Annotated in this window: 20 protein-coding genes; 1 reads left to right on the forward strand and 19 read right to left on the reverse strand. The window is 49.7% G+C overall.

Annotated features, from left to right (window positions below; translation table 11 throughout):
- Positions 1-49: 49 nt before the first annotated feature.
- The 15 genes from I2I11_RS21555 to lon form a co-directional block, all read right to left on the reverse strand.
- Complete coding sequence (locus tag I2I11_RS21555) at positions 50-1,861, reverse strand: MutS-related protein (protein WP_370582950.1); 1,812 nt, start codon at positions 1,859-1,861, stop codon at positions 50-52.
- Between the two features lie 236 nt (positions 1,862-2,097).
- Positions 2,098-3,201 carry a DUF4097 domain-containing protein gene (locus tag I2I11_RS08555; protein WP_230679985.1) on the reverse strand — a complete coding sequence of 368 codons (1,104 nt, stop codon included), beginning with the start codon at positions 3,199-3,201 and terminating at the stop codon, positions 2,098-2,100.
- A complete protein-coding gene (locus I2I11_RS08560) occupies positions 3,194-3,826 on the reverse strand; it encodes a hypothetical protein (RefSeq protein ID WP_196267275.1) in 633 nt (210 codons plus the stop codon). Before I2I11_RS08560 ends, I2I11_RS08555 begins: the two co-directional genes overlap by 8 nt.
- 21 nt (positions 3,827-3,847) lie before the next feature.
- Positions 3,848-4,408, reverse strand: coding sequence for an RNA polymerase sigma factor (locus I2I11_RS08565; RefSeq protein ID WP_196267276.1), 561 nt, complete (start codon positions 4,406-4,408; stop codon positions 3,848-3,850).
- A 413-nt stretch (positions 4,409-4,821) separates the two neighbouring features.
- Positions 4,822-6,399 carry an L-piperidine-6-carboxylate dehydrogenase gene (gene amaB, locus I2I11_RS08570; protein ID WP_196267277.1) on the reverse strand — a complete coding sequence of 526 codons (1,578 nt, stop codon included), beginning with the start codon at positions 6,397-6,399 and terminating at the stop codon, positions 4,822-4,824.
- Positions 6,400-6,503: 104 nt separating this feature from the next.
- A complete protein-coding gene (locus I2I11_RS08575) occupies positions 6,504-7,997 on the reverse strand; it encodes a Do family serine endopeptidase (RefSeq protein WP_196267278.1) in 1,494 nt (497 codons plus the stop codon).
- Positions 7,998-8,188: 191 nt separating this feature from the next.
- Positions 8,189-8,692: an Hsp20/alpha crystallin family protein gene (locus I2I11_RS08580; RefSeq protein ID WP_196267279.1), complete on the reverse strand. Its 504-nt coding sequence runs from the start codon at positions 8,690-8,692 to the stop codon at positions 8,189-8,191.
- Between the two features lie 296 nt (positions 8,693-8,988).
- Positions 8,989-10,179: a M20 metallopeptidase family protein gene (locus tag I2I11_RS08585; RefSeq protein ID WP_196267280.1), complete on the reverse strand. Its 1,191-nt coding sequence runs from the start codon at positions 10,177-10,179 to the stop codon at positions 8,989-8,991.
- A gap of 391 nt (positions 10,180-10,570) precedes the next feature.
- Entirely contained in the window at positions 10,571-10,921 is a 351-nt protein-coding gene (locus I2I11_RS08590) for a HepT-like ribonuclease domain-containing protein (RefSeq protein ID WP_196267281.1), read from the reverse strand.
- Positions 10,921-11,211, reverse strand: a complete 291-nt coding sequence (locus I2I11_RS08595; protein WP_196267282.1) for a nucleotidyltransferase family protein — start codon at positions 11,209-11,211, stop codon at positions 10,921-10,923. Before I2I11_RS08595 ends, I2I11_RS08590 begins: the two co-directional genes overlap by 1 nt.
- A 152-nt stretch (positions 11,212-11,363) precedes the next feature.
- A complete protein-coding gene (gene acs, locus I2I11_RS08600; protein WP_196267283.1) occupies positions 11,364-13,262 on the reverse strand; it encodes an acetate--CoA ligase in 1,899 nt (632 codons plus the stop codon).
- A gap of 71 nt (positions 13,263-13,333) precedes the next feature.
- Complete coding sequence (locus tag I2I11_RS08605; RefSeq protein ID WP_196267284.1) at positions 13,334-14,062, reverse strand: SDR family NAD(P)-dependent oxidoreductase; 729 nt, start codon at positions 14,060-14,062, stop codon at positions 13,334-13,336.
- Between the two features lie 200 nt (positions 14,063-14,262).
- Positions 14,263-15,657, reverse strand: coding sequence for an ATP-dependent protease ATPase subunit HslU (gene hslU / locus I2I11_RS08610; protein WP_196267285.1), 1,395 nt, complete (start codon positions 15,655-15,657; stop codon positions 14,263-14,265).
- Positions 15,658-16,028: 371 nt separating this feature from the next.
- A complete protein-coding gene (gene porQ / locus I2I11_RS08615; protein ID WP_196267286.1) occupies positions 16,029-17,072 on the reverse strand; it encodes a type IX secretion system protein PorQ in 1,044 nt (347 codons plus the stop codon).
- A 183-nt stretch (positions 17,073-17,255) separates the two neighbouring features.
- Positions 17,256-19,742 (reverse strand): endopeptidase La, encoded by a 2,487-nt coding sequence (gene lon / locus I2I11_RS08620; protein ID WP_196267287.1) that lies wholly within the window; start codon positions 19,740-19,742, stop codon positions 17,256-17,258.
- Positions 19,743-20,338: 596 nt separating this feature from the next.
- Between lon and I2I11_RS08625 the strand changes: the two genes are divergently transcribed.
- A complete protein-coding gene (locus tag I2I11_RS08625) occupies positions 20,339-21,094 on the forward strand; it encodes a DUF4184 family protein (RefSeq protein ID WP_196267288.1) in 756 nt (251 codons plus the stop codon).
- Here the strand turns inward: I2I11_RS08625 and I2I11_RS08630 are convergent.
- The 4 genes from I2I11_RS08630 to I2I11_RS08645 all read right to left on the reverse strand — a co-directional run bounded on the left by I2I11_RS08630 (position 21,091) and on the right by I2I11_RS08645 (position 24,675).
- Entirely contained in the window at positions 21,091-21,591 is a 501-nt protein-coding gene (locus tag I2I11_RS08630) for a DUF6702 family protein (protein WP_196267289.1), read from the reverse strand. The genes I2I11_RS08625 and I2I11_RS08630 overlap by 4 nt on opposite strands.
- A 178-nt stretch (positions 21,592-21,769) precedes the next feature.
- Complete coding sequence (rseP, locus tag I2I11_RS08635; RefSeq protein WP_196267290.1) at positions 21,770-23,083, reverse strand: RIP metalloprotease RseP; 1,314 nt, start codon at positions 23,081-23,083, stop codon at positions 21,770-21,772.
- Positions 23,084-23,126: 43 nt separating this feature from the next.
- Entirely contained in the window at positions 23,127-24,278 is a 1,152-nt protein-coding gene (locus I2I11_RS08640) for a 1-deoxy-D-xylulose-5-phosphate reductoisomerase (protein WP_196267291.1), read from the reverse strand.
- A gap of 25 nt (positions 24,279-24,303) precedes the next feature.
- Entirely contained in the window at positions 24,304-24,675 is a 372-nt protein-coding gene (locus tag I2I11_RS08645; RefSeq protein ID WP_196267292.1) for a four helix bundle protein, read from the reverse strand.
- Positions 24,676-24,689 lie beyond the last annotated feature (14 nt).

The raw sequence follows: 24,689 nt of genomic DNA on the forward strand, positions 1-24,689 counted from the left end.
ATAAAAGTCTTTTGTCTAAAACTCCTGTATCAAAGATTCTTCTAAAAACTCAACCCCGGCCCTGCATATCAATGCCCATCAGTTCCATCAGTTTGCTGGCGTTAAAGCTGCGGCAGAGGCCGCGTTGCAGCTTGTAATCGAATATAATCTCGTCCCCCACAATGTCGCTGTTGAAGCTGTAGTTGTGTACGCTGCCGGCGAGTTCCTCCTCCATTGCACCAAGTTCCAGGTCATGGGTGGAGATGAGGCCGGAGGCATTGCGCTTGTGTAACTGCCGGATAAGCGCCATTGCACCCTGGTGCCGGTCGCGGGAGTTGGTACCTTTCAGGATTTCGTCGAGCAGGTAGAAAACCGGCTGCTCTTCTTCCGTGAGTTCCAGCAGCACGCGCAGGCGCTTTAGTTCGGCATAAAAAGAAGACGTGTTCTCGGCCAGGTTATCAACGGTACGCATGGCGGTGTATACTTGTGCGGGGGCAAGTATAAGCTTGTCCGCACAGGCCGGCGCACCCATCAGCGCCAGCACCATGTTGATGCCAATAGTACGCAGAAAAGTGGTTTTGCCGGACATGTTAGAACCTGTTACCACGATGGTCTGGCCAATGCCCGCCATTCCGAAATCATTCGTAACCGGCGATACCGAGAAGATAAGCGGATGTGCCAGCGCCATTGCCTTAAACTCAAAAGGCTGCGTGCTAAGTTGCGGAATAGCGTATGTTGGGTGGGCATGCTGATAGCAGGCCATACTTGCCAGAGTCTCCGTTTCGGCCAGCACTTCCACTGCCTGCTCCAGCTGCGCCAGGTGCTTTTGCTTCCACTGCTCCAGGCGATACATCCAGATAAAATCCCACATCAGGATCGTATTCAGGAAAAAGCTCATGAGGGTGCTGAGGCGCCAGGAGAAATAATCTATAATGGTAGAAAGCCTGCCCACTGCTACAGAAGCTTTGCCCCTCTCCGTTATAAGCCCTGACTGTAAACCCCGTAGCAGGCCGGACCCAAAGGTATGGCTTTCCAGGTGCTGCAATTGCCGCGTATAACTCCGCACAGCCTCATACATCGCCATGCTGTTCTCGTAATAAGCTTCGCGCGCTGCTCTAAACTTGTACCCCAGCAGGTACTGCACTGCCAGAAAAAAAGATGGTACGTAGCCGCTCACGCCATTAAACCAGGCCACCACAGCCGCCAGCGTAAGTATGGGCAGCACCCAGATCAGCAGCTTCATGTAGGCGTGGCGCTGGTAAAAGTCTGTGTGCTGCCGCATCCAGGCAATAAATTCCGTTGCCGGGGCCGCAGCCTGTTTGTAGTAGCGCGGCAGCACCAGAAACGTCTGCAGCCAGTTTAGCTGCTGTGTGAGCTCCTGTACGGCTTCCTGGCGCTGCTGTATGCTATTTATACTTGCAGCGTGTTGAAGCCATTGGGCCAGTCTGCTTTTGCCTATACTTGACACGGCCCTGTTCAGCAGTTGAAACAACGAACTGTCACCAAATATATCCAGATCTGAAGTATAAGGATGCGCCGGATCAATAAACTCATTGCCACCGTTAAACCCTTTCAGGCGGCCGTGCAGCCGGTCTGTTTCCTGCAGGTTAAACTGCCGCAGCAGCACCAACTGCTGGTAATTAAAATCGAGACGCTGGTGCCACTTGAGCACAACCAGGAACAGCCCATAAAAAACAAGTATGGCAACAACCCCCAAAGCCATGTTGCCGCTGCTGAAAAAATAATACGCCAGCACGGCTCCCACCAGAAACACCAGTACCCGCCCCCACGATACCATACTCACTTTTGAGGTTGCACTTTTTTCCTGTTCAGCTAACTTATCAGCACGCTGCCGATAGAACTGTTCTGTAGTTTCGTTCACGGATCTTGTTTTTGATAGCTATACTTGTTGCGGCATATTGACAGTAGCAATAGACTTCAACTTGATAACAATAGGCGTTGGCAGCTTGTTTACTTCTACCATGACGAGTGAAGGATGTCTTCTTCTATTGCCAAGTCCAAAGATAAACATTACCGGCATTTCCGCCCGGCCAGAAACAAAAAGAGCCGGCAACAGCCAGCTCCTTTCTCACCTTAGACTAACAATCAACACTGCCTTTATTGTGTAAACTTCACGTCGCCATACTTAGAGGTGATGGTTACCAGGCCTTTAGATGTTGCGCCGCCGAAGTTACCTTTATACTCCGCAGAGGTATAATCCTTATCAGAGGAAGTAATATTGATTAACGATTTATCTACTTTAAAATCACCAAACTGCACGCTCACATCAAATCTGAAAGTGGTGTTATCCTCAAAATTTAAAGCGATTGGCGTAAAGCCGCTGTCGAGCGAAATACGGCGGATGCCCTTGCTCACTTTATCCACTTTAAACGAGCCATACTTTACTTCCAGGTTCAGCTCTTCGCCAAGGCTGCCGATTTTAAAGTCGCTGTATCTTGAGGAGCCCTGCAGGCCGTTGGTGCCGCTAAGGTTGAAATCAGCATATGCCACCTGTATGTTACCGCCATTTATAAAACCGCAGCTGCCCGAGCCGTACGTCAGTTTTACGTTGTTGCCGCTGTTGCTCAGGCGTTCGCTCTTCAGGGTGCCATACTTTACCGTGATGTCTGCTTTGCCCTGCAGGTCGGCCAGGTATACATCGCCATAGGTATTTTTTACTGCCAGCGGATTTTCGGAAGGCATAAAAACAGTATAGTTTACCTCAAAGCTTTTTTGCGTATTTCCGTTGATGCGCATCGGCGACATTTCTGTTTTAAAAGAGATAGCATCTCCTTCGCGGAACTCTACAATCCTGATGTTGTCCAGTATCTCCTGCGCTTTGCTGTCGGAGGCGGCGCGGGCAATAACATCTACCTTCACCCGCATTTCGTTTTTGCTCCAGGTGTTTACCTGCACCTTGCCGAAGCTGTTTTCGATGTCGAGCAAATTGGCTTTGCTCACTTTATAGCTTTTATCAATGGTTTTGCGCTTTTCCGCATCGAAAGCAGCAGGCTGTTGCTGTTCCAGGTATACGGTTTTCAGACTTGGGTCCAGCATGGCCAGTTTGCCCGGCTCCGCAAGCGCAGCCAGCCCTGACAAATCGACTGAAACAACCCTGAAAGGAGCAGCAGGAGCACAAGGTGCATCTGTTGCCTTTTGCGCCAGGGCCATCATCGGGAACATTACCAGCAATAAAAATAGAGATTGTATAGCGTTACGCATGGGTTGTATTATTTTTTACAGGTTCAGAATCAGGTTGTTTTTGCTTGTGTTCTATCTTTTGGAGCACTTCTAACTGGCGGTTGAGCACCTCCATCCGGATTTGTAAATTTTGGATCATGGCCTCCACCACCCTGTCGGTATTGGGCGTCGTATAAAGTTCTTTTTTGAGCTGTGTATAGCTGCTGTCGAGGCGGGCCAGCTCCTGATCGATATCCGCATCACCGTTCAGGCCGAGTAGTTTCAGGTCATAGGCGCTCAGTTCGCTTTTTTTCTTCTGTATCTGGCTGGTATAATAAGCTTCGACCTCTACTATCTCCGGCGAAATTTTCTGCAGCCTGGCCTGGTTCGCTGTGGCTATGGTGTTAGCTGCCCCAGGCGAGGCCTGCTTCATCAGGAACAGCGTAAGGCCACAGGCGAACAGGAGCAGAATTGCCGCCGCCACACGCATAAACAGGGCATCGGCGCTAAAGCTGGCGCGCTGGCCAAACGAAATCTTTATCACCTTCGCCTCCCTGGGTGCAGCGGGTAGATCCCGGCAGATTTCCTGCCACAGATCGGCGCGGGGCTCGAACGTGTCGAACGCCTCCCGGTGTTCGTGCACAAAATCTTTTAGTTTATCTCTCATGGTACTTCTCTGTTTGTTATGCTAGGCCACCAACAGTGGCTCCCGCATCAGTTCTATCAGTTTCTTTTTGGCGCGGCTATACTGCGATTTCGATGTTGACTCCGTGATGTCCAGTACTTCGCCGATTTCGGCATGATCGTAACCTTCCAGCAAGTATAAACTCAGTACCACGCGATAACCGTCGGGCAGCTTCTGGATAGCCCGCCGCACCTTGTCTGCCTGCCATTCCGTGTCATCGTCGTATCCCTGTTCGTCGGCTATCTCACCAGCAAGCCGTTCATCTATCGGCACCAGTTCCGCGCGTCTTCTGCGGATAGCATTGATGGCTGCATTCACTACAATCTTTTTAAGCCAGCTCCCGAACGAGGCCTCTGCTTTGTAAGTATGCAGGTTCTTGAAAGCGCTGATAAAAGCCTCCTGCAACACATCCTCGGCTTCGGCATAGTCGTTGGTGATGCGCATACACACGTTGAACATCGCTTTGGAATAAAGCTTGTATAGCTCATACTGCGCCCGGTTCTCGCCGTTTCTGCAGCGATCTATCACGTGCCGGTTCACATCCTGGTAGCTGAGTGTCTCCAAAGTCAGTGTTATTAGCTTTGCTGTTTAAGTAGCCTGCGCGTTTAACTTTATACTTCTGTATCCCTTTCTCCAACATCCACTACAAAGACAAAAGCATTGATGCAAGGTTGCATGATTAACAAAATATTTCAAGATGATTTTAGTTGATAAGTATTTTTTGTGTTTTGAGCTGTGGGACGGGTAAATTATACTTTGGCAGAAGCCGGACTAGCAAAGTTTAGAAATAGAAAAGCCAGCCCTGAATAGAGCCGGCTTTTCTGTTTTAGATTTGGCAGGTTTTATACTTTCTCAACCCTCACATGTCTTTCGTACCCAAGGCGCCTTTGGTGGCTCGGGTCTTTGGCACAGACGCTGCACACGCCGCGAGGTCTTTCTGTCAACACATCAGCACATTAAAAAAATAGCACATCCATTTAGTCCATAATATCAAACCTGATGCCCTGGGCGAGTGGCATTTCGCGGCTGTAGTTAATGGTGTTGGTCTGGCGGCGCATGTAGACGCGCCAGGCATCAGAACCGGACTCGCGGCCACCGCCAGTCTCCTTTTCGCCGCCAAAAGCGCCGCCAATCTCGGCACCCGACGTGCCGATGTTTACGTTGGCGATACCACAGTCAGAGCCCCGGTGGCTTAAAAATGCTTCCGTTTCCAGCAGGTTGGTAGAGAAGATAGCCGATGACAAGCCCTGCCGCACACCATTTTGGATGTCAATAGCATTTTCTATGTCGCCGCTGTACTTGATGAGGTATAAAATAGGCGCAAAGGTTTCTTCCTGCACCGTTGCGTAGTTGTTGTCGGCTTCTACGATGGCAGGCGTCACGTACGTGCCTGTTTCGTAGCCGCGGCCTTCCAGCACTTCGCCGCCCACTATCAGTTGGCCGCCTTCCTGCTGCACTTTATCTAACGCGTCCCGGAAGGCATCAACCGCCGCTTTGTCAATCAGCGGGCCCACCAGGGTAGTGCTGTTCAGCGGATGGCCGATCGGCAGGTTTGCGTAAATCCTAGCCAGGCGATCTTTTACCTGATCGTATATATTTTCGTGGATAATGAGGCGTCGGGTAGACGTGCACCGCTGGCCGCAGGTGCCCACTGCCCCAAACACTACCGCAGGTATCGCCATATCGATATCGGCACTTTCGGTGATGATGATGGCGTTGTTCCCGCCCAGTTCCAGCAGCGACTTGCCCAGCCGGGCACCTACTGCTTCGCCCACTTTTTTGCCCATGCGCGTAGATCCGGTAGCTGACACCAGTGCCACACGGTTGTCGTGGCTCATCAGGCTGCCAATTTCCGCATCGCCGATTATCACGTTAAACACGCCTTCCGGAACCTCATTCTCTGCTAAAACCTCGCGGATAATGTGCTGGCAGGCAACTGCCGCAAGTGGTGTTTTTTCAGAAGGCTTCCAGATCATTACATCGCCGCATACGCCGGCCAGCATGGCATTCCAGCTCCAGACAGCTACCGGAAAGTTGAAGGCAGAAATGATTCCCACGATTCCCAACGGATGGTACTGCTCATACATACGGTGCTGCGGGCGCTCGGAGTGCATGGTATAGCCGTGCAGCTGGCGCGACAAGCCAACGGCAAAATCACAGATATCTATCATTTCCTGCACTTCGCCAAGGCCTTCCTGCAGAATTTTGCCCATCTCGTAACTCACCAGCTTGCCCAGCGCCTCTTTGTGCTCGCGCAGCTTCAGGCCTATCTGGCGCACCACTTCGCCGCGCTTGGGTGCCGGTACCTTGCGCCATACTTTAAAAGCTTCCTGCGCTGTTTGCACCACGTGATCATAGTCTTCCCGGGAGGCCATACTTACAGAAGCAATCAGGTTGCCATCGGCCGGCGAATAAATTTCGCGCGTAGTGCCGCTTCCCTGCCCACCCCAGGCCAGGCCGGTGCTGTACGCGGGATTTACGTCTTTGATGCCTAACTGCCGCAGCACATCGTGCAGCTCCTTGTTCAGGGGGATTTCGTTTATCGTTTGTTTCATGGTCTTATCTCTAAATTCAGCGTCTTATACAAAGCTATAAAAAATAAGAAAGCTTCTGCTGTATGGCAGAAGCTTTCTTATTCTCAGCAAAAGTTGCTTTCTAATTATTTGCCAATAGGATAATAGGCTTTCAGGCCATCAGGGTATACCCCTTCAATATATACAACGCCATCTTCAAAATCCTCCAGGTATTTCTTCACATCTGAAGGTACATTTACCGGGTATTTGTCGATTTTGGTGATGATGAATCCATCTTTCATACCTGTATCGCGGAACTCGCTGTTGCGGATGCCGGTAATTTTAGCGCCGCCTGTAATGCCCAGCTTATTCATTTCCTGCTTCGACAAAGGAGCAAATGTTGCACCATCAAATGTAATGGCTTTGGCATTGCTTCGTTTCACCAGCTCGGTGCTGTTATTCAGGCTTTTCAGCGTTACGTTGGCTGAATGCTCCTTGCCGTCGCGCAGGTAAGTTACTTTTACCTTATCGCCGGGACGGTAACGGGCTACCTGCTCCAGCAACTGCGACGAATGTGTTACAGCTACGCCATTAATTCCGGTCAGTACATCGCCTGCCTGCAGGCCGGCTTCTTTTGCACCGCTTTTATCCTCTACACCGGCAATGTATACGCCATTCAGCGTTTTCAGATCTTTATCTTTAGCCAAGGTAGCATCCACCTCCTGAATAGTAGCACCCAGCAAAGCGCGCTGCACCTCGCCATACTTCAGCAGGTCGTCTACCACCTTGCTTACAATAGAAGATGGCACAGCAAAAGAATAACCGGCAAATGAGCCCGTTTGCGATGCAATGGCCGTGTTGATACCTACCAGGTCACCGTTCAGGTTCACCAAAGCACCACCGCTGTTGCCGGGGTTTACGGCAGCGTCAGTCTGTATAAAAGATTCGATACTAATGTCTCTGTTCTGATTGGTTCGCAGGATATTGATGTTACGCGCTTTGGCACTCACAATACCAGCTGTTACGGTAGAGTTCAGGTTCAGGGGGTTTCCTACAGCCAGTACCCATTCACCCACCTGTAAATCATCCGAATTTCCGTAACGGATGGTTGGCAGTTTGTCTTCATCTATTTTAATGAGTGCTATGTCGGTGGTTGGGTCAGCGCCAACCAGGGTAGCCTTGTACGTACGCTTGTCGTCGAGCACTACTTTAATTTCGTCTGCTTTGTCGATAACGTGGTTGTTGGTAACGATATAACCATTTGTAGCAATAATAACGCCTGAACCCGATGCCTCCTGTGGTCCGCGCGGTACGCGCTCACCAAATCCGTCGCCAAAGAAATCACGCAGGAATGGGTCCATGGGTGTGCGGTTATCCGCCGTTGCCTGTGCTGTATATGTAGTCATCACGTGCACCACTGCAGGTGTAGCAACCTGCGCCGCTTTTACAAAATTAAGACCTTCGGGCACAATAACATTGCTGCTGCGCATGGCACTGGTGTAGCGAACCATGGGATATTGCTGCCCGGTTACATCAGTGGTAATAATATTATCTTCCAGCAGCTTGTAACTGCCAACGGCCACACCGCCACCAAGTATGGCTGAAAGCGTTAAGCCTACAATAAACTGTTTTGTCTTCATGAATTACCTAGAAATAAATTAAATTAAAAATATAATTGATGACCTATATACATTAAGAATAACGCTACTTAAGTATACGGTAGTATGTGCTCATTCGATTGTAGATAAGGTTACATCTTTAAACTAATCAATAATAAACAAAAAAGAGGCCAGAATGCCCGGCCTCTTTTTTTATTTATCTGATTCTCTGCTTAGTGCTTGCCATCATCCGAAGTGGCAGAAACTTTTTTAGGCGCTGACTGGCCTTTCTTTTCTGTCTCAGCGGATGAGATATTTATCCTGCGTTTCATTATTTTCTGTTCGTCTTTCGGAACAGTTACATGCAGTACACCATCGTTCAAATCAGCTTTAATCTTGTCCGGATTCACGTTGTCGGGCAGGTAGAAGGTTCGGGTGAAGGAACCATATTGGGTTTCAAGCATATGATAATGCTTGTTATCCTCTTTCTTCTCAAACTTACGCTCACCTGTAATCGTCAGCTTTCCTTCCTGAAAGTCTATATCGATATCCTCCTTCTTCACACCCGGCAATGCCAGCTCAATCTCAAAGCCTTTTTCTGTCTCGCTGGCGTCTACATGGGGTGTAAAACCAGAAAAGTTTCTGGTGTTAACAGACTCATTAAAGAATCTGTCGAGCATTGAAGTGAATGTTTGCGGCATTGTTTCGTTGATGCCGTTATACTTTGTAAGTGCCATAACTACCTCCTTGTCAAAAGTTGTTTAACATCTTATACACTTACACTATAGTAAAAAGTATACCAACCCGCTGCTCAAATGAAATAATGTCGCACTCTGCTTTTAAAATCACGCAATTACCCGAAAACTTGTCAGTTAAGTTTTGTCTGGTAAGTAAAACTGGCAGTGCTGCCTTACCTTCAAAGCTGTATCCTGGCTTTAGCCCGCACAAAGGCTGCTGTTTTGCATAGCCACTTGAAGTATAATTCTCCGTGCTGTTGCCCGATATCGAATAGCGGAACATGAAGCGCGCCGCCTTATTCCGCCAGCTCCTGCAGGGCCACAAAGGCCATCAGCCCGATGCTTGTTTCGAGGGCTGCCTCGTCGATATCAAAAGTAGGCGTGTGTACCCCCGACGTAATGCCGCGCGCTTCGTTGCGGGTGCCAAGCCGGTAAAAGCAGGCCGGTACCTGCTGCGAATAATAGGCAAAATCCTCTGCGCCCATCCACAATTCCAGATCCACTACGTTTTCCGCACCCAGGTACGCTACTGCGGCAGCACGCGCGCGTTCCGTTAAAGCCGGATCATTTTTCAGGTATGGGTAACCATACTTTATGTCGATATCGCAGTGGCCGCCCATACTTTCACAAAGCCCTTCGGCCAGTTTCCGGATTTTCTGGTGCGCCTCTTTGCGCCATGCCTCGTCCATGGTCCTGAAAGTACCTTCCAGCTTCACCTCGTCCGGGATAACGTTGGTAGCGCCCTTGGCCTCAACTTTGCCGAACGACAATACCGTTGGGACCTTGGGGCTGGCCCGGCGGCTTACAATCTGCTGCAGGGCTACTATCAGGTGCGATGCCATTAGTACCGGGTCTATGTTTGCCTCCGGCATGGCAGCGTGGCCGCCTTTACCTTTCACGGTAATATATATCTCATCGGCGCTGGCCATGTACATGCCGGCGCGAAAGCCTACCTTACCCGCAGGCAGCAACGGGAACACATGCTGCCCGATAATGCCTGCCGGCGCCGGCTGCTGCAATACGCCTTCCTTAATCATGAGCGAAGCGCCTCCCGGAAACTTCTCCTCCCCAGGCTGAAACACCAGTTTTATACTTCCTTCAAACTCGTGGCGCAACTCCTGCAGTATGCGCGCGGCGCCCAGCAGCGAGGCTGTATGCACATCGTGGCCGCAGGCATGCATCACGCCCTCGTTTTTGGATTTATACGTTACCTCGTTTGCTTCCGTAATCGGCAGCGCATCCAGGTCAGCACGCAGCGCAATGGTTTTCTTCTCCGGATTTTTCCCTTCAATGAGCGCGACCAAACCCGTTCCGGCCATACTTACCGCCTGTATACCATAGCTTTCCAGCGCCTGCTTAACATAAGCCGCCGTGTTATGCTCCTCAAACGACAACTCGGGGTGGGCATGCAGGTGACGGCGCAGTTGCACTGTGCCGGAAGCGTAAGTATGGGCGAGTTGCTGTATTTTTTGTAATATCTGAGCCATGGTGTAAAAGTATGATTCGTTGATTTGGATGCCTAAGTGCTGTGCACAATTTTATAGTGCGATGTAGATAGGAGTGTATTCTATTTGTCTAAAGATAAGTATTCCGGCAAAAGTATTAAGAGATAAGGTATAGACTTTTATACTTGCTGTATTTAATAATGGGGTATTAGATGAATGCCTGACCTGCTTCGTTCATCTATGACTATTTAGAAGCTAGAAGCAAGAGAGACTTCAGCCTGTACTAGTTGCCTCATTTTCAATCCGCCTTATGAAGTTTTATAGCATGTTGGTGTAGGTACTTTGAATCAGCTGATTTTTGAAGCTCACGTACTGTAACAACCTAGCTTTGCAGATGCCTGCTTGCTTTGAATCATCGCTGTGCCTCCGGGCTTTACTTTTCTTTATCCAGTATAGCTTCTATCTGGAGTTTGTTGTCCGGCAGATAATTTGTAGCGACATCCCAAAGTATTTCATAATCAACTCCAAAGTATTCGTGAGATACTTTGTTCCTTAGTAAGTACATCTCGGCCCATGGAACCTCTGGGTATTTATCCTTAACTTTTTGCGGTAAGTTTTTCGATGCTTCTCCAATAATCTCAAAGTTTCTGACTACCGCATCTACTGTTTTATAATCTCTCTTAAAGTCAATAAAAGTATAGCCCTCTACGTATTCAGCAATACGGTTTATAGACACCAGAATATCTTCCAGATACATCCGATACGTTCTGCTGGCCTTTCTCATTAAACGTATTCAACCTGTTTCAAAATGCCGTCTTTAATCTGGTCTTTAAGGGCGTTTTTAGTAACCAAGTCTATTTTCCGGCCAAAGATTTTTTCAAGGTGAAGTTCCAGGGAGAAGAATTTCCACCCAATAGGTTTTTCCAATTCAACCAGTAAGTCAATGTCGCTGCTCTCATTGTATGATTCGTCAGAAAAAGACCCAAATAATCCGATTTCTTTAACTGCATAGTCTTTATAGAGTTCCGGTTTTAGCTCTTTCAGTTTGGAAAGGATATCTTGCTTTGTCATCATATCTCGAGTATAGTTGGCAAGTATTTATTCTTCCAGTTCATCAATAAGTCCATAAAAAGATGTCCTCCCGCTAACAATAGTATAAGATTAAGCATACGGTTATCTGTTGAAGACAACAGATAACCGTAATTGCTCAGGCACAAGTATGCATCTTACAAAGCCCCCTCCTTAATCTCATCCACCACTGCCGGGTCGAGCAGCGTAGACGTATCGCCTAAGTTGCTGGTGTCACCTTCGGCTACTTTGCGCAGGATGCGGCGCATGATTTTGCCGGAGCGGGTTTTGGGAAGGCCACTCACGATCTGTATTTTATCGGGCCTGGCGATTTTCCCGATTTTCTCTACCACGGTTTCGATGATTTCAGCGCGGAGCATTTCCTGGTTTTCCGGCACATCTTTACAAATAACGAAGGCGTAGATGCCCTGCCCTTTTACGTCGTGCGGGTAGCCCACCACCGCCGATTCTATTACATGCTCGTTGTGGTTGATGGCCTCTTCAATCTCGGCAGTTCCGAAGCGGTGCCCCGATACGTTGATCACATCGTCTACACGGCCGATGATGCGGTAAAGACCATTTTCATCGCGCTTGGCGCCGTCGCCGGAAAAGTATAAGCCTTTGTAAGTCGAGAAGTAGCTGAGGCGGCAACGTTCGGGGTCGCCGTAGGTGGTGCGAATCATACCCGGCCACGGGAATTTCATACACAGATAGCCTTCCACGCCGTTCTCTTTTATCTCATTTCCTTCATTATCAACAAGTATAGGTTGCACGCCAGGAAGCGGCAGGCCGGCATGGCTCGGTTTCATGGGCGTAATACCGGCCAGCGTGGAAATCATGATGCCGCCGGTTTCGGTCTGCCACCAGGTATCTACCAGCGGGCAGCGCTCTTTGCCCACGTGGATATGGTACCAGTGCCAGGCCTCTTCGTTTATCGGCTCTCCTACCGATCCCAGCACCTTCAGCGAGTCCAGGCTGTAGGAAAGCACATCGTCGATGTCGCCGCCCATAAGCGAGCGGATAGCGGTAGGCGCTGTGTAGAAAATACTAACGCCGAACTTGTCTACTATCTGCCAGAAGCGGCCCATGTCCGGGTAGTTCGGTACGCCCTCGAACATAACGGTAGTAGCGCCGGACAGCAGCGGACCATACAGCAGGTATGTATGGCCTGTTACCCAGCCGATGTCGGCGGTGCACCAGTAAATATCGCTTTCCTCATACTGAAACACGTTACGGAAGGTATACTGCGCATACACCATGTAGCCGCCGCAGGTATGCACCACGCCTTTTGGTTTGCCTGTAGAGCCGGAAGTATACAGTATAAACAGCATGTCCTCGGCGTCCATTTCTTCGGCAGGACAATCTTTGCCGACTTGCTGTACTTCGTCGTGGTACCACACATCACGGCCTTCCACCATGTTTACGGCCCAGCCCAGGCGCTCCACCACAATTACTTTTTGTACCGAGTCGCAGGTGGCCAAAGCTTCGTCTACCACGCGCTTCACCGGAATCTGCTTGGCACCGCGGTTCAGGCCATCCGACGTAAGCACCATGCTGCATTGGGCATCGTTGATGCGGTCGGCCATGGCGGAGGCAGAGAATCCGGCGAACACCACCGAATGGATGGCGCCGATGCGGGCACAGGCCAGCACGGCAATGGCCAGTTCCGGAATCATGGGCATGTAAATGCAGATGCGGTCGCCTTTTTTAGCGCCATTGTTTTTGAGCACATTGGCGAACTGGCAGACCTTTTCGTGCAGCTCTTTGTAAGTATAGCGGACAAACCGCTCCTTCGGGTCGTTGGGCTCCCAGATCAGGGCCAGTTTGTTGCCGCGTGTTTTCAGGTGGCGGTCCAGGCAGTTTTCAGTAATGTTGAGCTTTCCCCCCTGAAACCACTTGATGTTTGGTTCTTCAAAATTCCATTCCAGCACTTTGTCCCACTTTTTGCGCCACGTAAAGCTTTCAGCAATGTCGGCCCAAAAGCCTTCCGGGTTCTCAACACTTTCCTGGTAAGCTGTTTTGTATTCTTCAAAAGTTTTAATCTGATGATTCATCATGGCGTAGGGTTGCTTTTTGGTTTATAGATTTTAAAGTAAGAAGCTGCGTTTATACTTGCTGCATGTATAAGCTACATATTTCGCACCGATACCAGCACTTCGTTATACTTGTGAGCGTGGTGCAGGAAGTTTACGATTTTGCGGCCCACTTCTTCCGGTGAGGCCAGTTCGTTGCGGGCTTTATACTGCCTGAACTTTTCTACGGTACTGAATTTCTCTGCGTCACTTTCGCGGATATGTTCCTGCATGTCGGTATCTACCACGCCCGGCGAGAGCGCGTATACTTTTACGCCGGTACCGCGCTTGTCCTGCTCCAGCTGCACTGTTTGCGAGAGCATGTCAATGGCGGCTTTGGAAGCGCAGTAACTGGCCCAGCCATCAATCGGGTACTGGCCCGCGCCGGAGCTTACATTCACAATTATCTTTTTGGCCGGATGTTGCCCGTATACTTGTAGAAACGTGTTCATCAGCATGGCAGGCACCACTACGTTTACATCAAACACAAATTCAAAGCGCTCGTTTGGCATATCCTCGCCTACATAGCCAATATCACCCAGCACACCCGCATTGTTGACAAGCACCAACTGCTCCGCCTCCGGGTATGGTAAAAATACTTTCTGCAGGTTATGCTCCACGGCAGCAATATCCGACAGATCAAGCGGCTGATGGCGATAGTTGAGGTGTTGTATGCTACTGGTCCGCGACACGCCTACTACGTGGTTTCCCGCGTCTTTCAACAGCTCCTCAGCAATGGCTTTGCCGATACCTTTGCTCGCCCCAGTGATGATGTAGATGTTCACGTGTATAAAGTTAAAATTTATGTGTTTAGAGTTATAAGTTACGGATATGTCAGTTAGAAAGATTATACTGCGCAGCATCCCTACCCAAAGTATAAAACATCTGCCAAAATAAAAAGCCGGTGCTCCTGCCTTAACAGAAACACCGGCTTTTTGAAGTATAACCACCGCAAGTAAAAGCTGCTTTACACTTCCATCCGTAATTAAAGTATGTACTGGCTCAGATCACGGTTTTTCACCATGCCGCTTAGCTTCTCCTGTACCATAGCGCGATCTACCAGAATGTGGGCGTTGGCGCCTATTTTGTCCGGCACATCGAACAGGATGTCGTTGAGCAGGCGGCTCATCACGGTGTGCAGGCGACGGGCACCGATGTTTTCCACTTCCGTATTCACCTCAAAAGCAATGGAAGCGATTTCGTCCAGCGCTTCGTCGTTAAAAGCCAGCTCCACACCTTCGGAGGCCAGCAAAGCCACGTATTGTTTGGTAAGGGCGTTTTTCGGGAACTTCAGAATCTGGTAGAAGTCGTCTTTGGTCAGGCTGTCGAGCTCCACGCGAATCGGGAAGCGGCCCTGCAACTCCGGGATCAGATCGGAAGGCTTGGCCACGTGGAACGCGCCGGCAGCAATGAACAGAATATGGTCGGTGTTGATGATGCCATACTTGGTGTTCACCGCAGAGCCTTCCACAATCGGCAGCAGGTCGCGCTGCACCCCTTCGCGGCTCACGTCGGGTCCGCCACCGCCTTTTTTGCTGGAGCTGGCTACTTTGTCGATTTCGTCTATAAAAATAACGCCGGAGTTCTCGGCTTTAAAAATAGCTTCCTCCTTCACCTCGTCCATGTCGATGAGTTTGGATGCTTCTTCTTCCAGCAGGATTTTACGGGCTTCCGCGATAGTAACTTTGCGCTTTTTGGTTTTCTTGGGCATCATGCCGCTGATCATCTCCTGGATATTCATCATCGAGGCCTCGTCCATACCAGGCCCCATCACGCCCATGCCCGGCATGGCGCTTTGCTGAATCCGGATTTCGATGGTACGGTCTTCCAGGTCACCGTTGCGGATTTTCTCACGGAACTTCTCGCGGGTGCGCTCATTTAGTTCGTAATCCGTTTCCGGCATAGCGTTCGGGTGCGCTGTAACGCTGACGGGCGACGTATTGCGGCCCTGAATCGGCGGAATCAGTGCATCCAGGATGATGTCTTCCACCATTTCGGCAGCTTTCTGCTTCACTTCCTCTTTCTTGCGCGTCTTCACCATGTTCACCGACTGCTCCACCAGGTCGCGTACCATACTTTCTACGTCGCGGCCTACGTAGCCCACTTCGGTAAATTTAGAAGCCTCTACTTTCGTGAAAGGCGCATCGGCAATCTTGGCCAGGCGGCGGGCAATTTCTGTTTTACCCACACCGGTAGCGCCAATCATCAGGATGTTATTGGGCACAATTTCACGTTGCATGTTTTCATCGGCGTTCATGCGGCGCCAGCGATTGCGGAGCGCAATGGCTACGTTGCGTTTGGCGTCTTTTTGCCCGATGATGTATTTATCCAGCTCCGCTACAATCTGAGCTGGCGTTAAGGCTGCGATATTTTCTAACATTGTAATTCCCTTTGTTTAAAAATCATGTTTACTGCTGCTACAGTAACAACTTAAAAGTATACCTAAACTGTAGGCGTAATTACGTTAATCAATTGTTTATGCTTTAAGCTGGCTTTTCGCCTCGCCGGTTGGGTCTAAATTCCTGCTTCAAGTTTTCAACTTGGAGCTTACCTTAGCGCCAGTTTTCAACTGGCGTGTACTCTTTCGTATACTTTCGCCAGTTGAAAACCGGCCTCATTTTTACTCCAAGTTGAAAACTTGAGGTAGGAAAATGTTCTAAAACAATCCAGCAATGGAGCTTTAAATACAGCACTTCGGCAAATCATCTGCTGCGTCGCTCCTAAAGTATGTTAAAGTATAAAGTCTAATGTCTAAGTCGCTTTCCTCTTCAGAAACGTGCGGGTGTTGGTACTAACGGTAATATAATGCGTTGCACCCGACGGATGAAAAAAGGCGCTGCTGTAGTCCAGTTCAAAACTCCGCACACGCAACATGGCTCCCACCGAAAATCCCGCGCCGCCTGCGTTGGTATCGAGGCGCAGCTCTTTACGCCGCAGGTGGTTATAACCGGCACGCACCTCAAAATTTTTGCTGAACACAAACTCGGCTCCTACCACAAAATGGCGTGCAATCTTATCTCCCAGTGCTTTTTCCTCCTTCACTTCATTGCCGTTCCCGTCCAGCCCGCCTTTTGTGGCCGGGTCCAGGTATACGATGTCGAACTGGTAGAGGCGGTGCGCTGTGAACGAGAGCCGCACGGGCATGTGCTCCGGCTTGTAGCTCAGCCCCAGTTGCGCATCAAAAGGCATCGGCTGCCGCTTGCCGCCGTCGTAGGTTTTTACCTGGTAGCCCATATTCTTAAACGCCAGTCCCACAGTCAGGTCTTTCTCCGGATGTTTAAACACCACGCCTGCATCGGCCAGAATCCCAACCGCTTTGTAACCGGCTATACTCGATACCGCTACTTTGGCTGTAGCACCAATAGTAAAAGCCTCCACTTGCTGCGCATGCGTCAGGCTTAAAGTATAATCATTTACGCTGAAGCTGCCTTCTGCTGCTCCCGTGGCATCGCGCTGTACAAAATCGCCGTAATTGAGGTAGTTTATACCTGCTGCCCAACGGCCGTACTTCTCTGTATTAAACCCATAAACGACGCTGCTCTGCCTGATATCAGCCAGATAGCCTACATAAGCCAGGCTAAGCTGGTTGTCCATTGCTGCATGCAGCAGCGCCGGATTTGCCGCCACCATACTTACATCATGCGCGCCAGCCGTTACATTCACGCCCCCTAATGCCGCTTGTTTGGCGCTGCCGGGCAGCTCCAGAAAAGTAAAACCACGCTGCCCTCCTACCTGCGCCTGCGCCGTGAGCGAAAAGCCCCATAAGGTGCAAAGTATAAGGGCGGCAGTTTTCATGGGCTTTTCAATTCTGAATAACTGAATTTAAATAACCGAATATCTCAGGTCCTGGCATCTTGTGAAGATCTATGTTGCGAAGCATAAGGGCTATTGCGACTCGCCACCAAGATCCTTCCAGGATGACATAGCGTAAGTAACTCGAAACTCACCCACTTATTCAATTATTCAAAATTCAGTTACTCAGTCATTCAAAGTTTTTCCCTCCGTCAGCGTCAGTTTAAGCGGATGCTTTACTGTTTCCTGCAGCAGCGCAATTTTCACTACATCATCTACCCGGTCTACATAATGTATGTGCAGGCCTTTGATGTACTGATCCGGAATCTCGTTAATATCCTTTTTGTTTTTCTGGCAGAGTATCACATCCACAATACCCGCACGGCGGGCTGCCAGCATTTTCTCTTTAATACCGCCCACCGGCAGCACCTTGCCACGCAGCGTAATTTCGCCCGTCATGGCCAGGCGCGGTTTCACTTTGCGCTGCGTGAACACCGACGCAATAGAAGTAAAAATAGCAATGCCGGCTGATGGCCCGTCTTTCGGCACCGCACCTTCCGGAAAGTGGATGTGCAAATCGTACTGATCGAACAGGCGGTAATCGATGTCGAGCAAATCAGCGTGCGCTTTTAAGTATGAGATGGCCGTCATGGCAGATTCTTTCATCACATCACCCAGCTGGCCGGATAAGGTCAGCTTGCCTTTACCTTTGCTTAGGATGGATTCGATGAACAGGATATCGCCGCCTACCGACGTCCAGGCCAGGCCTGTTACCACGCCGGCGGTATCAATGTCCTGGTACATTTCCTTATCGAAAATCTCAGAACCGAGGCGTTTCACCACATCTTCAGGCTTAATGGTTGTCGGATACTCCTCGTCCATCGCTTTCAGTTTGGCCGTGTGCCGCACCAACTGACCAATCTTGCGCTCTAAATTTCTGACACCTGATTCGCGGGTATAATCTTCGATCACCTTCTGGATCGTCTGCTTCGGCACCTTCGCATCTTCCTCCTGCAGGCCATGCTCTGCTACCTGCTTGGGCACCAGATGGCGTTTGGCAATTTCTGTTTTCTCCTCTAACGTATAACCGGTCAGCTCGATGATTTCCATGCGGTCGCGCAGGGCAGGCTGTATGGTATCCAGCGCGTTGGCCGTGGCAATAAACAACACTTTAGACAGGTCATACTCCACATCCAGGTAGTTGTCCATAAAGGTATGGTTCTGCTCCGGGTCCAGCACTTCGAGCAAGGCCGAAGAAGGATCGCCCCGGAAATCAGAGGCAATCTTGTCTATCTCATCCAGTATGATGACGGGATTGGAGGAACCTACTTTTTTTATCTGGCTGATAATCTTGCCCGGCATAGCACCCACATACGTGCGGCGGTGCCCCCTTATTTCAGCCTCATCCCGAATGCCGCCCAATGACATTCTGACATACTTACGGCCCAGTGCTTTGGCTATCGAGCGTCCCAGTGATGTTTTACCCACTCCCGGCGGGCCATAGAGGCAAAGTATGGGCGCTTTCATATCGTTCTTCAGCTTCAGCACTGCCAGGTATTCCAGGATGCGCTCCTTTACCTTCTCCAGCCCGTAATGGTCGTTGTCGAGGATCTTTTTGGTGCGCTTCAGGTTGAAGTTGTCTTTGGTAAATTCGCTCCAGGGCAGGTCGAGCATAAACTCCACATAATTTACCGCCACCGGATATTCTGCTGCCTGCGGATTCAGGCGTGCCAGTTTATCCAGCTCCCTCTGAAAATGCTTTGCTACCGGCTCTGCCCATTTCTTCTTTTCTGCGCGCGCTCTGAAGCGCTCAATTTCCTGGTCGGGACCTTCCTGCCCCAGTTCGTCCTGCAGCACTTTTATCTGCTGGCGCAGGAAATAGTCGCGCTGCTGCTGGTCTATATCGGTGTGTACTTTGGTATGAATTTCCTGCTTCAGCTCCAGCATCTGCACTTCGCGCAGCATTAGTTGCAGCAACTGCGTGCCGCGCTCCACGCCATCGTTCACCTCCAGCAATTGCTGCTTCTGGGTTACTTCCACGTTCAGGTTGCTGGAGAGGAAATGTGTCAGAAAGGCGGGGCTATCGATGTTATCCAGCGCCACCTGTGCCTCCTGCGGTATTTCGGGGCTCAGCTTCAGCATTTTAGCTGCTGCATCTTTCAGCGACTGCACCAGGGCTTTTACTGATTTATTTTTTTTATCGAGCCTGGTTTCCTCACACAAGCTCACCTTGCCTGCCAGGTATGGGTCTTCCTGCGTTACAGCATCTATTCTAAAACGGCTCTGGCCCTGAATGATAATCGTGGTATTGCCATCCGGCAGCACCAGCATTTTCAGGATGCGGGCCACCGTGCCTACGTTATACAAGTCCTCGGCTGTGGGATCTTCGGAGTTAGTATTTTTCTGCGCTACCACACCCACCATCTTGCCGCTTTTATGTGCTTTACGCACCAGCCGCACCGATTTTTTGCGGCTTACGGTAATCGGCAGCACCACCCCCGGAAAAAGGACCGTGTTGCGCACTGCCAGCAAAGGCAGTTCGTCGGGCAGTTCTTCCGCGGCTGTCTCCTCATCCACGTCTGCAGTGGTAATGGGTATAAGTTCTACGCCGTCTTCCTCCTGAAGTCCGCTAAGCAACAGGCTCTGTAAAAAGTTGTTTTGTGAATAGTTCATAGTATGGTTCAATGCCATCCTGACAGAAAAACACCACATGGTTCCCAGTTTTCTGCCGTGGCTAGTTAGTGTCAACTCTTATGCCAAGCCTGCAACGCAGCATTCCTGACGATGGGCAGGCGCCGGCGTTTATGGTCGCTCATAACAAGTATAGCCTGCGCCTTTTCCTGCAAGACAAAGTAAAAATACCTGATTACCGGATAAAGTGTAGGCCGGCAAACGTTTATGCCTCAGATAAATTGCTGCCACGAGCGGCTTCAAAGTATAAACGGCAATGCCCGGAACAGTACTTCACCCAAAACCTCCATTGCAAATGCAAACCTTTGCTAAGTTAAAGCGCATCAGGCACAAGGCTTTTAAAATAGCTGTAGGTTTTTATAAAAAGTAAAATTAAGGATTATGAAAGTATAAAGTTCATTTTGTTCCTATACTTATGGCCTTACTGCTCCTTTTTCAGGCTTAAATTTCCTTTTCCCCGGCTTTTCTTTAAATCGGGAGAGAATAAAAGCAGGATTGCAGCAGATGCGCTGATAAATAAATTTGCGCCGGAGTACATCACTTTACCGCTGAAAACGTTTGAGTGGTAAAAAATTATTATGCCCTTTACCGCCGCGCACCCTGCTGTTATACTTCCGTTAATTCACAGGCGTAGCCGTTTTCTATCTGCCACCGGCCTTGTTGTTGGGGCCATAGTGCCTGATTTTGAGTATTTTTTTGAGATCGAGAAGCCTTTCCGCACCAGCCATACGTTGCCGGGCATATTTTTATTCAACCTGCCTGTGGCTATACTGATTGCGCTGCTTTTCCATGCGTTTGTGCGGGAAGTAGTAGTGGAGCACCTGCCTCCATTTCTTCGGAAAAAGATAAAACCGCAAGGCAACAGCAAATGGTTTTCTTATTTGCGTCGGAACTGGCCCTTCTTTCTCATTTCGATTATTATCGGCACGCTGTCGCACCTTCTCTGGGACTCGTTTACAGAACTGGACGGCCGCCTCCTGGAAAAGCTGTCGCCATTTCTGGTAGAGAAAGTTTTTATACTTGGATTTGGGATGGAACGCGGCCGGATATTACAGCACCTGAGTACAGCCGCCGGCCTGGTAGTAGTTATATGGTATATTATGAAACAGCCTGCCGTAAGGCCCCAAATAGAGCAACAAAAAGTATGGGAATGGCTGAAGTTCTGGGTTATGATATCGCTGTTTGCTTTGCTGTACCTATACCTGGCGTGGCCGAAGCAAGCTATTGCAGAACCGCTCACCAGAGCTGTGGTAATCTTAATCAGCGGCGGCTTGCTTGGCCTGCTTTTCCTGAGCCTGGTTTACAGGTTAAAAGCCAATCTGGCAAGGGCCTAAAAAGATACTTTTTTCTCCTGCTCGTCTTTCTGTAGCAGCATACTTTCTGTTTTGCCTTTATAGCTGATATTAACGATGTTCATCTGGTCACTGAATGTGTCCATCAGCACCGCATTTTTGACGTATAACTGCGGCAGCGTAGCTTGTTTTAAGGGGACTTCTATGTATAGCCAGATGGCGTCGTCCTCTTCTTCAGAACCCAGCAAAGTATAAGCAAGTGGCTTGCCCGGCTGCAGTGCAAAAGCCAGTGTGCTATGTAGATAATTGCTTAATTGCTGCTTCACTGCTGCGCTGTTACTATAATGTATATCTTTTTTGGCGCGCCGCGAGAGGGCGCTTTCCAGATCATCTGTAAATACTTTTACGGCTACCTCCAGGCTTTGGGAGCGCGGGTTATACTTTACGTCGGTGATGCTGGTGTGATAGTTGTGGGCAAAGGCAGCACGGCTCCCCCCGAATACAACAAACAACAGCAAAAACAGGAATTTATACTTCATAAGGCACCAGAAACATACTATGTTGCAAAAGCTTCTGCAAAAACAACACCACAAAAGTAGCAGTTCCTGCTTGACGCCTGGTTATCAAATTTAAGCACATAGCAAGTAGCCAAAGGCCGCTTATCCGCATCCGGCGTTAAAGGAACAGCACGCAGCGCAATGTATAGCGCATACCTGTTTAAAAGAAGGTCTGAAACACATCATTAAAGATGGCAAAGCCCATCAGGCACAGCAGGATAACCATGCCTACTTTCTGCGCATTCTCCAGGAAGTTATCGGATGGTTTGCGGCCGCTCACTATTTCATAAGTCAGGAACATGACGTGGCCGCCATCCAGCGCCGGTATGGGTAAAAAGTTCATAAAAGCCAGCACCATCGACAGCAGGCCCGTCATCGACCAAAACTTAAACCAGTCGAAATTACCGCCATAGATCTGTGCAATTTTAATGGGACCTCCAATGGATTTGGTTGGATCTACCTCGCCGCGGAACATTTTACCGAAGCCTTTTAGCTGCGCCGAAACCACGCCAAATGCCTGCTCTGCACCCAACGGAATAGACTCACCGAGGCTATAGTCGCGGGTGGCATAGTGCAGCATCGGTTTCGGAAAAAAGCCAAGGTGGCCTTCGCTGTCTACTTTTGCACTCAGTTTAATAGGCTTTCCGTCGCGCTCTACCTGCATGGTTATCTGCTTGCCGGCATTTTCCAGCAGCATGCTCTGGAACACATCGAAAAATTTCGCATCCTTGCCGTTCACTGTTAAAATGAGGTCTCCCGGTTTCAGGCCTGCTTTGGCGGCGTTGCTGCCCGCCTGTATGTCGCCAATCTCAAAGGTCTGCCGCGGCTGCACAAAAAACATACGTTCTTCTTTATCGGCCAGCCGGTCCATCAGGTTGGCAGGCACCTGAATGTCCACGCGTTTGCCGTCGCGCAGCACCGTATAATAAGCATTCCGCCCCAGCAGCACATCCATCGAGTATACATCCTCAAACTCCTTTAGTTCCTTGCCGTTCACAGCCACAATCTTATCACCTGTCCGGAAGCCGATATCTTTGCCGATTTCATTGGCCACCACACCATACTTGGCTTCGCTTGCCGGCAGGTAGCTGTCGCCGTAGTGATAGGTCAGGGCCGCGTAAATTACGATGCCCGTAATCACATTCACGATAATGCCGCCCATCATTACGATCAGGCGCTGCCAGGCGGGCTTGGCCCGGAATTCATAGGGCTTGGGCTCTTCTTTCAGCGCTTCCGTGTCCATGGACTCATCCACCATACCTGAAATTTTCACGAAGCCGCCCAGCGGAATCATCCCCAGCATGTATTCTGTTTCGCCGAACTTTTTGCTGATAATTTTTGGCGGAAACCCGATCGCGTACTTCTCTACGCGCATCCCGAACCACTTGGCAGCCAGCATATGGCCCAGCTCGTGCAATCCTACCAGTATTGTAAGGCCCAGGATCAACTGAGCTACCATTATCACTACATCCATCTAAAAAGAGTAAATTTTATACTTTGTATTTTGATGCCAGCGGCTACTTATCGGTTACCGTTGCCGCTGCTGCACGGGCCTCCCTGTCTGTATCAACATAGTCGTCGTAAGAAGGATGCGCAATATACGCAACTTTTGCCAGACAGCTTTCCAGGATATCGGACATCTGCAGGAAACCGATTTTATCCTTTAAAAAAGCACTGACGGCTACTTCATTGGCTGCATTCAGGATACAGGGCATGTTGCCGCCTTTTTCCATGGCATCATACGCCAACTGTAAATTCCGGAATGTCTTTAAATCCGGCTGCTCAAACGTCAGTTGCGGGTAATCCATAAAACTAAAGCGCGGGTAATCCGATTTCAGGCGATTGGGATAACCCAATGCGTACTGTATCGGCAGTTTCATGTCGGGCAGGCCCAGCTGCGCTTTAAGCGAACCATCCTCAAACTGCACTAGCGAATGCACGATAGACTGCGGATGCACCACCACTTCTATCTGCTCGTTGCGCAGCCCGAACAGCCACTTGGCTTCTATCACTTCCAGGCCTTTGTTCATGAGCGACGCCGAGTCGATCGTGATTTTGGCGCCCATGTCCCAATTCGGGTGTTTGAGGGCCTGCGCCTTGGTTACGTGCCGCAGCTCTTCTGCCGTGCGTCCTCTAAACGGCCCGCCAGAGGCAGTTAGTATAATTTTCTCGATAGGGTTGTGAAACTCGCCGGCCAGGCACTGAAAAATAGCGCTGTGCTCTGAGTCTACCGGGTAAATGTTTACACCATGCGCCCGCGCCAGCTCCGTAATCAGCTGCCCGGCCACTACCAGCGTTTCCTTGTTGGCCAGCGCAATCTGCTTGCCCGCTTTAATGGCACGGATGGTGGGCAGCAATCCGGCATAGCCTACCATGGCAGTCAGCACCATGTCTATGTCGCCCATTTCTACTACCGAGCACAGGGCATTGGTTCCGGCATATACTTTGATGTTCTCGTGCTGCAATGCGTCCTGCACCTGCTCATACAAATCCTCCCGGGCTATTACCACCGCGTTCGGCTTAAACGCCAGCGCCTGTGCTATCAGCAGGTCAGCATTGCTGTGGGCAGTGATGACCTCCAGCTCAAAATGCTCAGGGTTGGCTTTTATCACCTCCAGGGCCTGCGTGCCGATGGAACCGGTGGAGCCCAATATGGCGATTCTCTTCATCCAATTACGAATTATGAATTACGAATTACGAATTGGACTTATCTTCCAGCTTCGCTTTACTCGTAATGATGATGCTATTCAATATTTTAACTATTTCCTCACAGTCTGCATGTATACTTTCAAATTGAGGCGCTGCGATATAACCAGTATCACACAACAGCCGCAGCCAATAAGATGTTTCTCTGGCTTCTTTCCGGGCTATACTCAGCTTATGTATAAAATCGACCGTAGACTGGCCTGCTACAGCCTCCTCGATGTTAGCACCAATAGAAGTTCCGCTACGCAGCATCTGCTTTGCCAATACAAATTCCTGCTTTTCTTTTTTCAGAAATTCATAAAGCTTCACAACCCGAATAGCGAAAGCATAAGACTTATTAACAATTACATTCTCCTTCATTCGTAATTAGTAAT

Source organism: Pontibacter rufus (assembly GCF_015694705.1).
Classification (GTDB): Bacteria; Bacteroidota; Bacteroidia; order Cytophagales; family Hymenobacteraceae; genus Pontibacter; species Pontibacter rufus.

Bases quoted from the DNA above. Each gene is read 5' to 3' on its own strand.
- I2I11_RS08585 (WP_196267280.1), bottom strand. From the start codon at position 10,179: ATGGCTCAGATATTACAAAAAATACAGCAACTCGCCCATACTTACGCT.
- lon (WP_196267287.1), bottom strand. From the start codon at position 19,742: ATGAACTATTCACAAAACAACTTTTTACAGAGCCTGTTGCTTAGCGGA.
- amaB (WP_196267277.1), bottom strand. From the start codon at position 6,399: ATGAAACAAACGATAAACGAAATCCCCCTGAACAAGGAGCTGCACGAT.
- I2I11_RS08645 (WP_196267292.1), bottom strand. From the start codon at position 24,675: ATGAAGGAGAATGTAATTGTTAATAAGTCTTATGCTTTCGCTATTCGG.
- I2I11_RS08640 (WP_196267291.1), bottom strand. From the start codon at position 24,278: ATGAAGAGAATCGCCATATTGGGCTCCACCGGTTCCATCGGCACGCAG.
- I2I11_RS08560 (WP_196267275.1), bottom strand. From the start codon at position 3,826: ATGAGAGATAAACTAAAAGATTTTGTGCACGAACACCGGGAGGCGTTC.
- I2I11_RS08575 (WP_196267278.1), bottom strand. From the start codon at position 7,997: ATGAAGACAAAACAGTTTATTGTAGGCTTAACGCTTTCAGCCATACTT.
- I2I11_RS08630 (WP_196267289.1), bottom strand. From the start codon at position 21,591: ATGAAGTATAAATTCCTGTTTTTGCTGTTGTTTGTTGTATTCGGGGGG.
- I2I11_RS08625 (WP_196267288.1), top strand. From the start codon at position 20,339: ATGCCCTTTACCGCCGCGCACCCTGCTGTTATACTTCCGTTAATTCAC.
- hslU (WP_196267285.1), bottom strand. From the start codon at position 15,657: ATGTTAGAAAATATCGCAGCCTTAACGCCAGCTCAGATTGTAGCGGAG.
- rseP (WP_196267290.1), bottom strand. From the start codon at position 23,083: ATGGATGTAGTGATAATGGTAGCTCAGTTGATCCTGGGCCTTACAATA.
- acs (WP_196267283.1), bottom strand. From the start codon at position 13,262: ATGATGAATCATCAGATTAAAACTTTTGAAGAATACAAAACAGCTTAC.
- porQ (WP_196267286.1), bottom strand. From the start codon at position 17,072: ATGAAAACTGCCGCCCTTATACTTTGCACCTTATGGGGCTTTTCGCTC.
- I2I11_RS08580 (WP_196267279.1), bottom strand. From the start codon at position 8,692: ATGGCACTTACAAAGTATAACGGCATCAACGAAACAATGCCGCAAACA.
- I2I11_RS08555 (WP_230679985.1), bottom strand. From the start codon at position 3,201: ATGCGTAACGCTATACAATCTCTATTTTTATTGCTGGTAATGTTCCCG.
- I2I11_RS08595 (WP_196267282.1), bottom strand. From the start codon at position 11,211: ATGATGACAAAGCAAGATATCCTTTCCAAACTGAAAGAGCTAAAACCG.
- I2I11_RS08590 (WP_196267281.1), bottom strand. From the start codon at position 10,921: ATGAGAAAGGCCAGCAGAACGTATCGGATGTATCTGGAAGATATTCTG.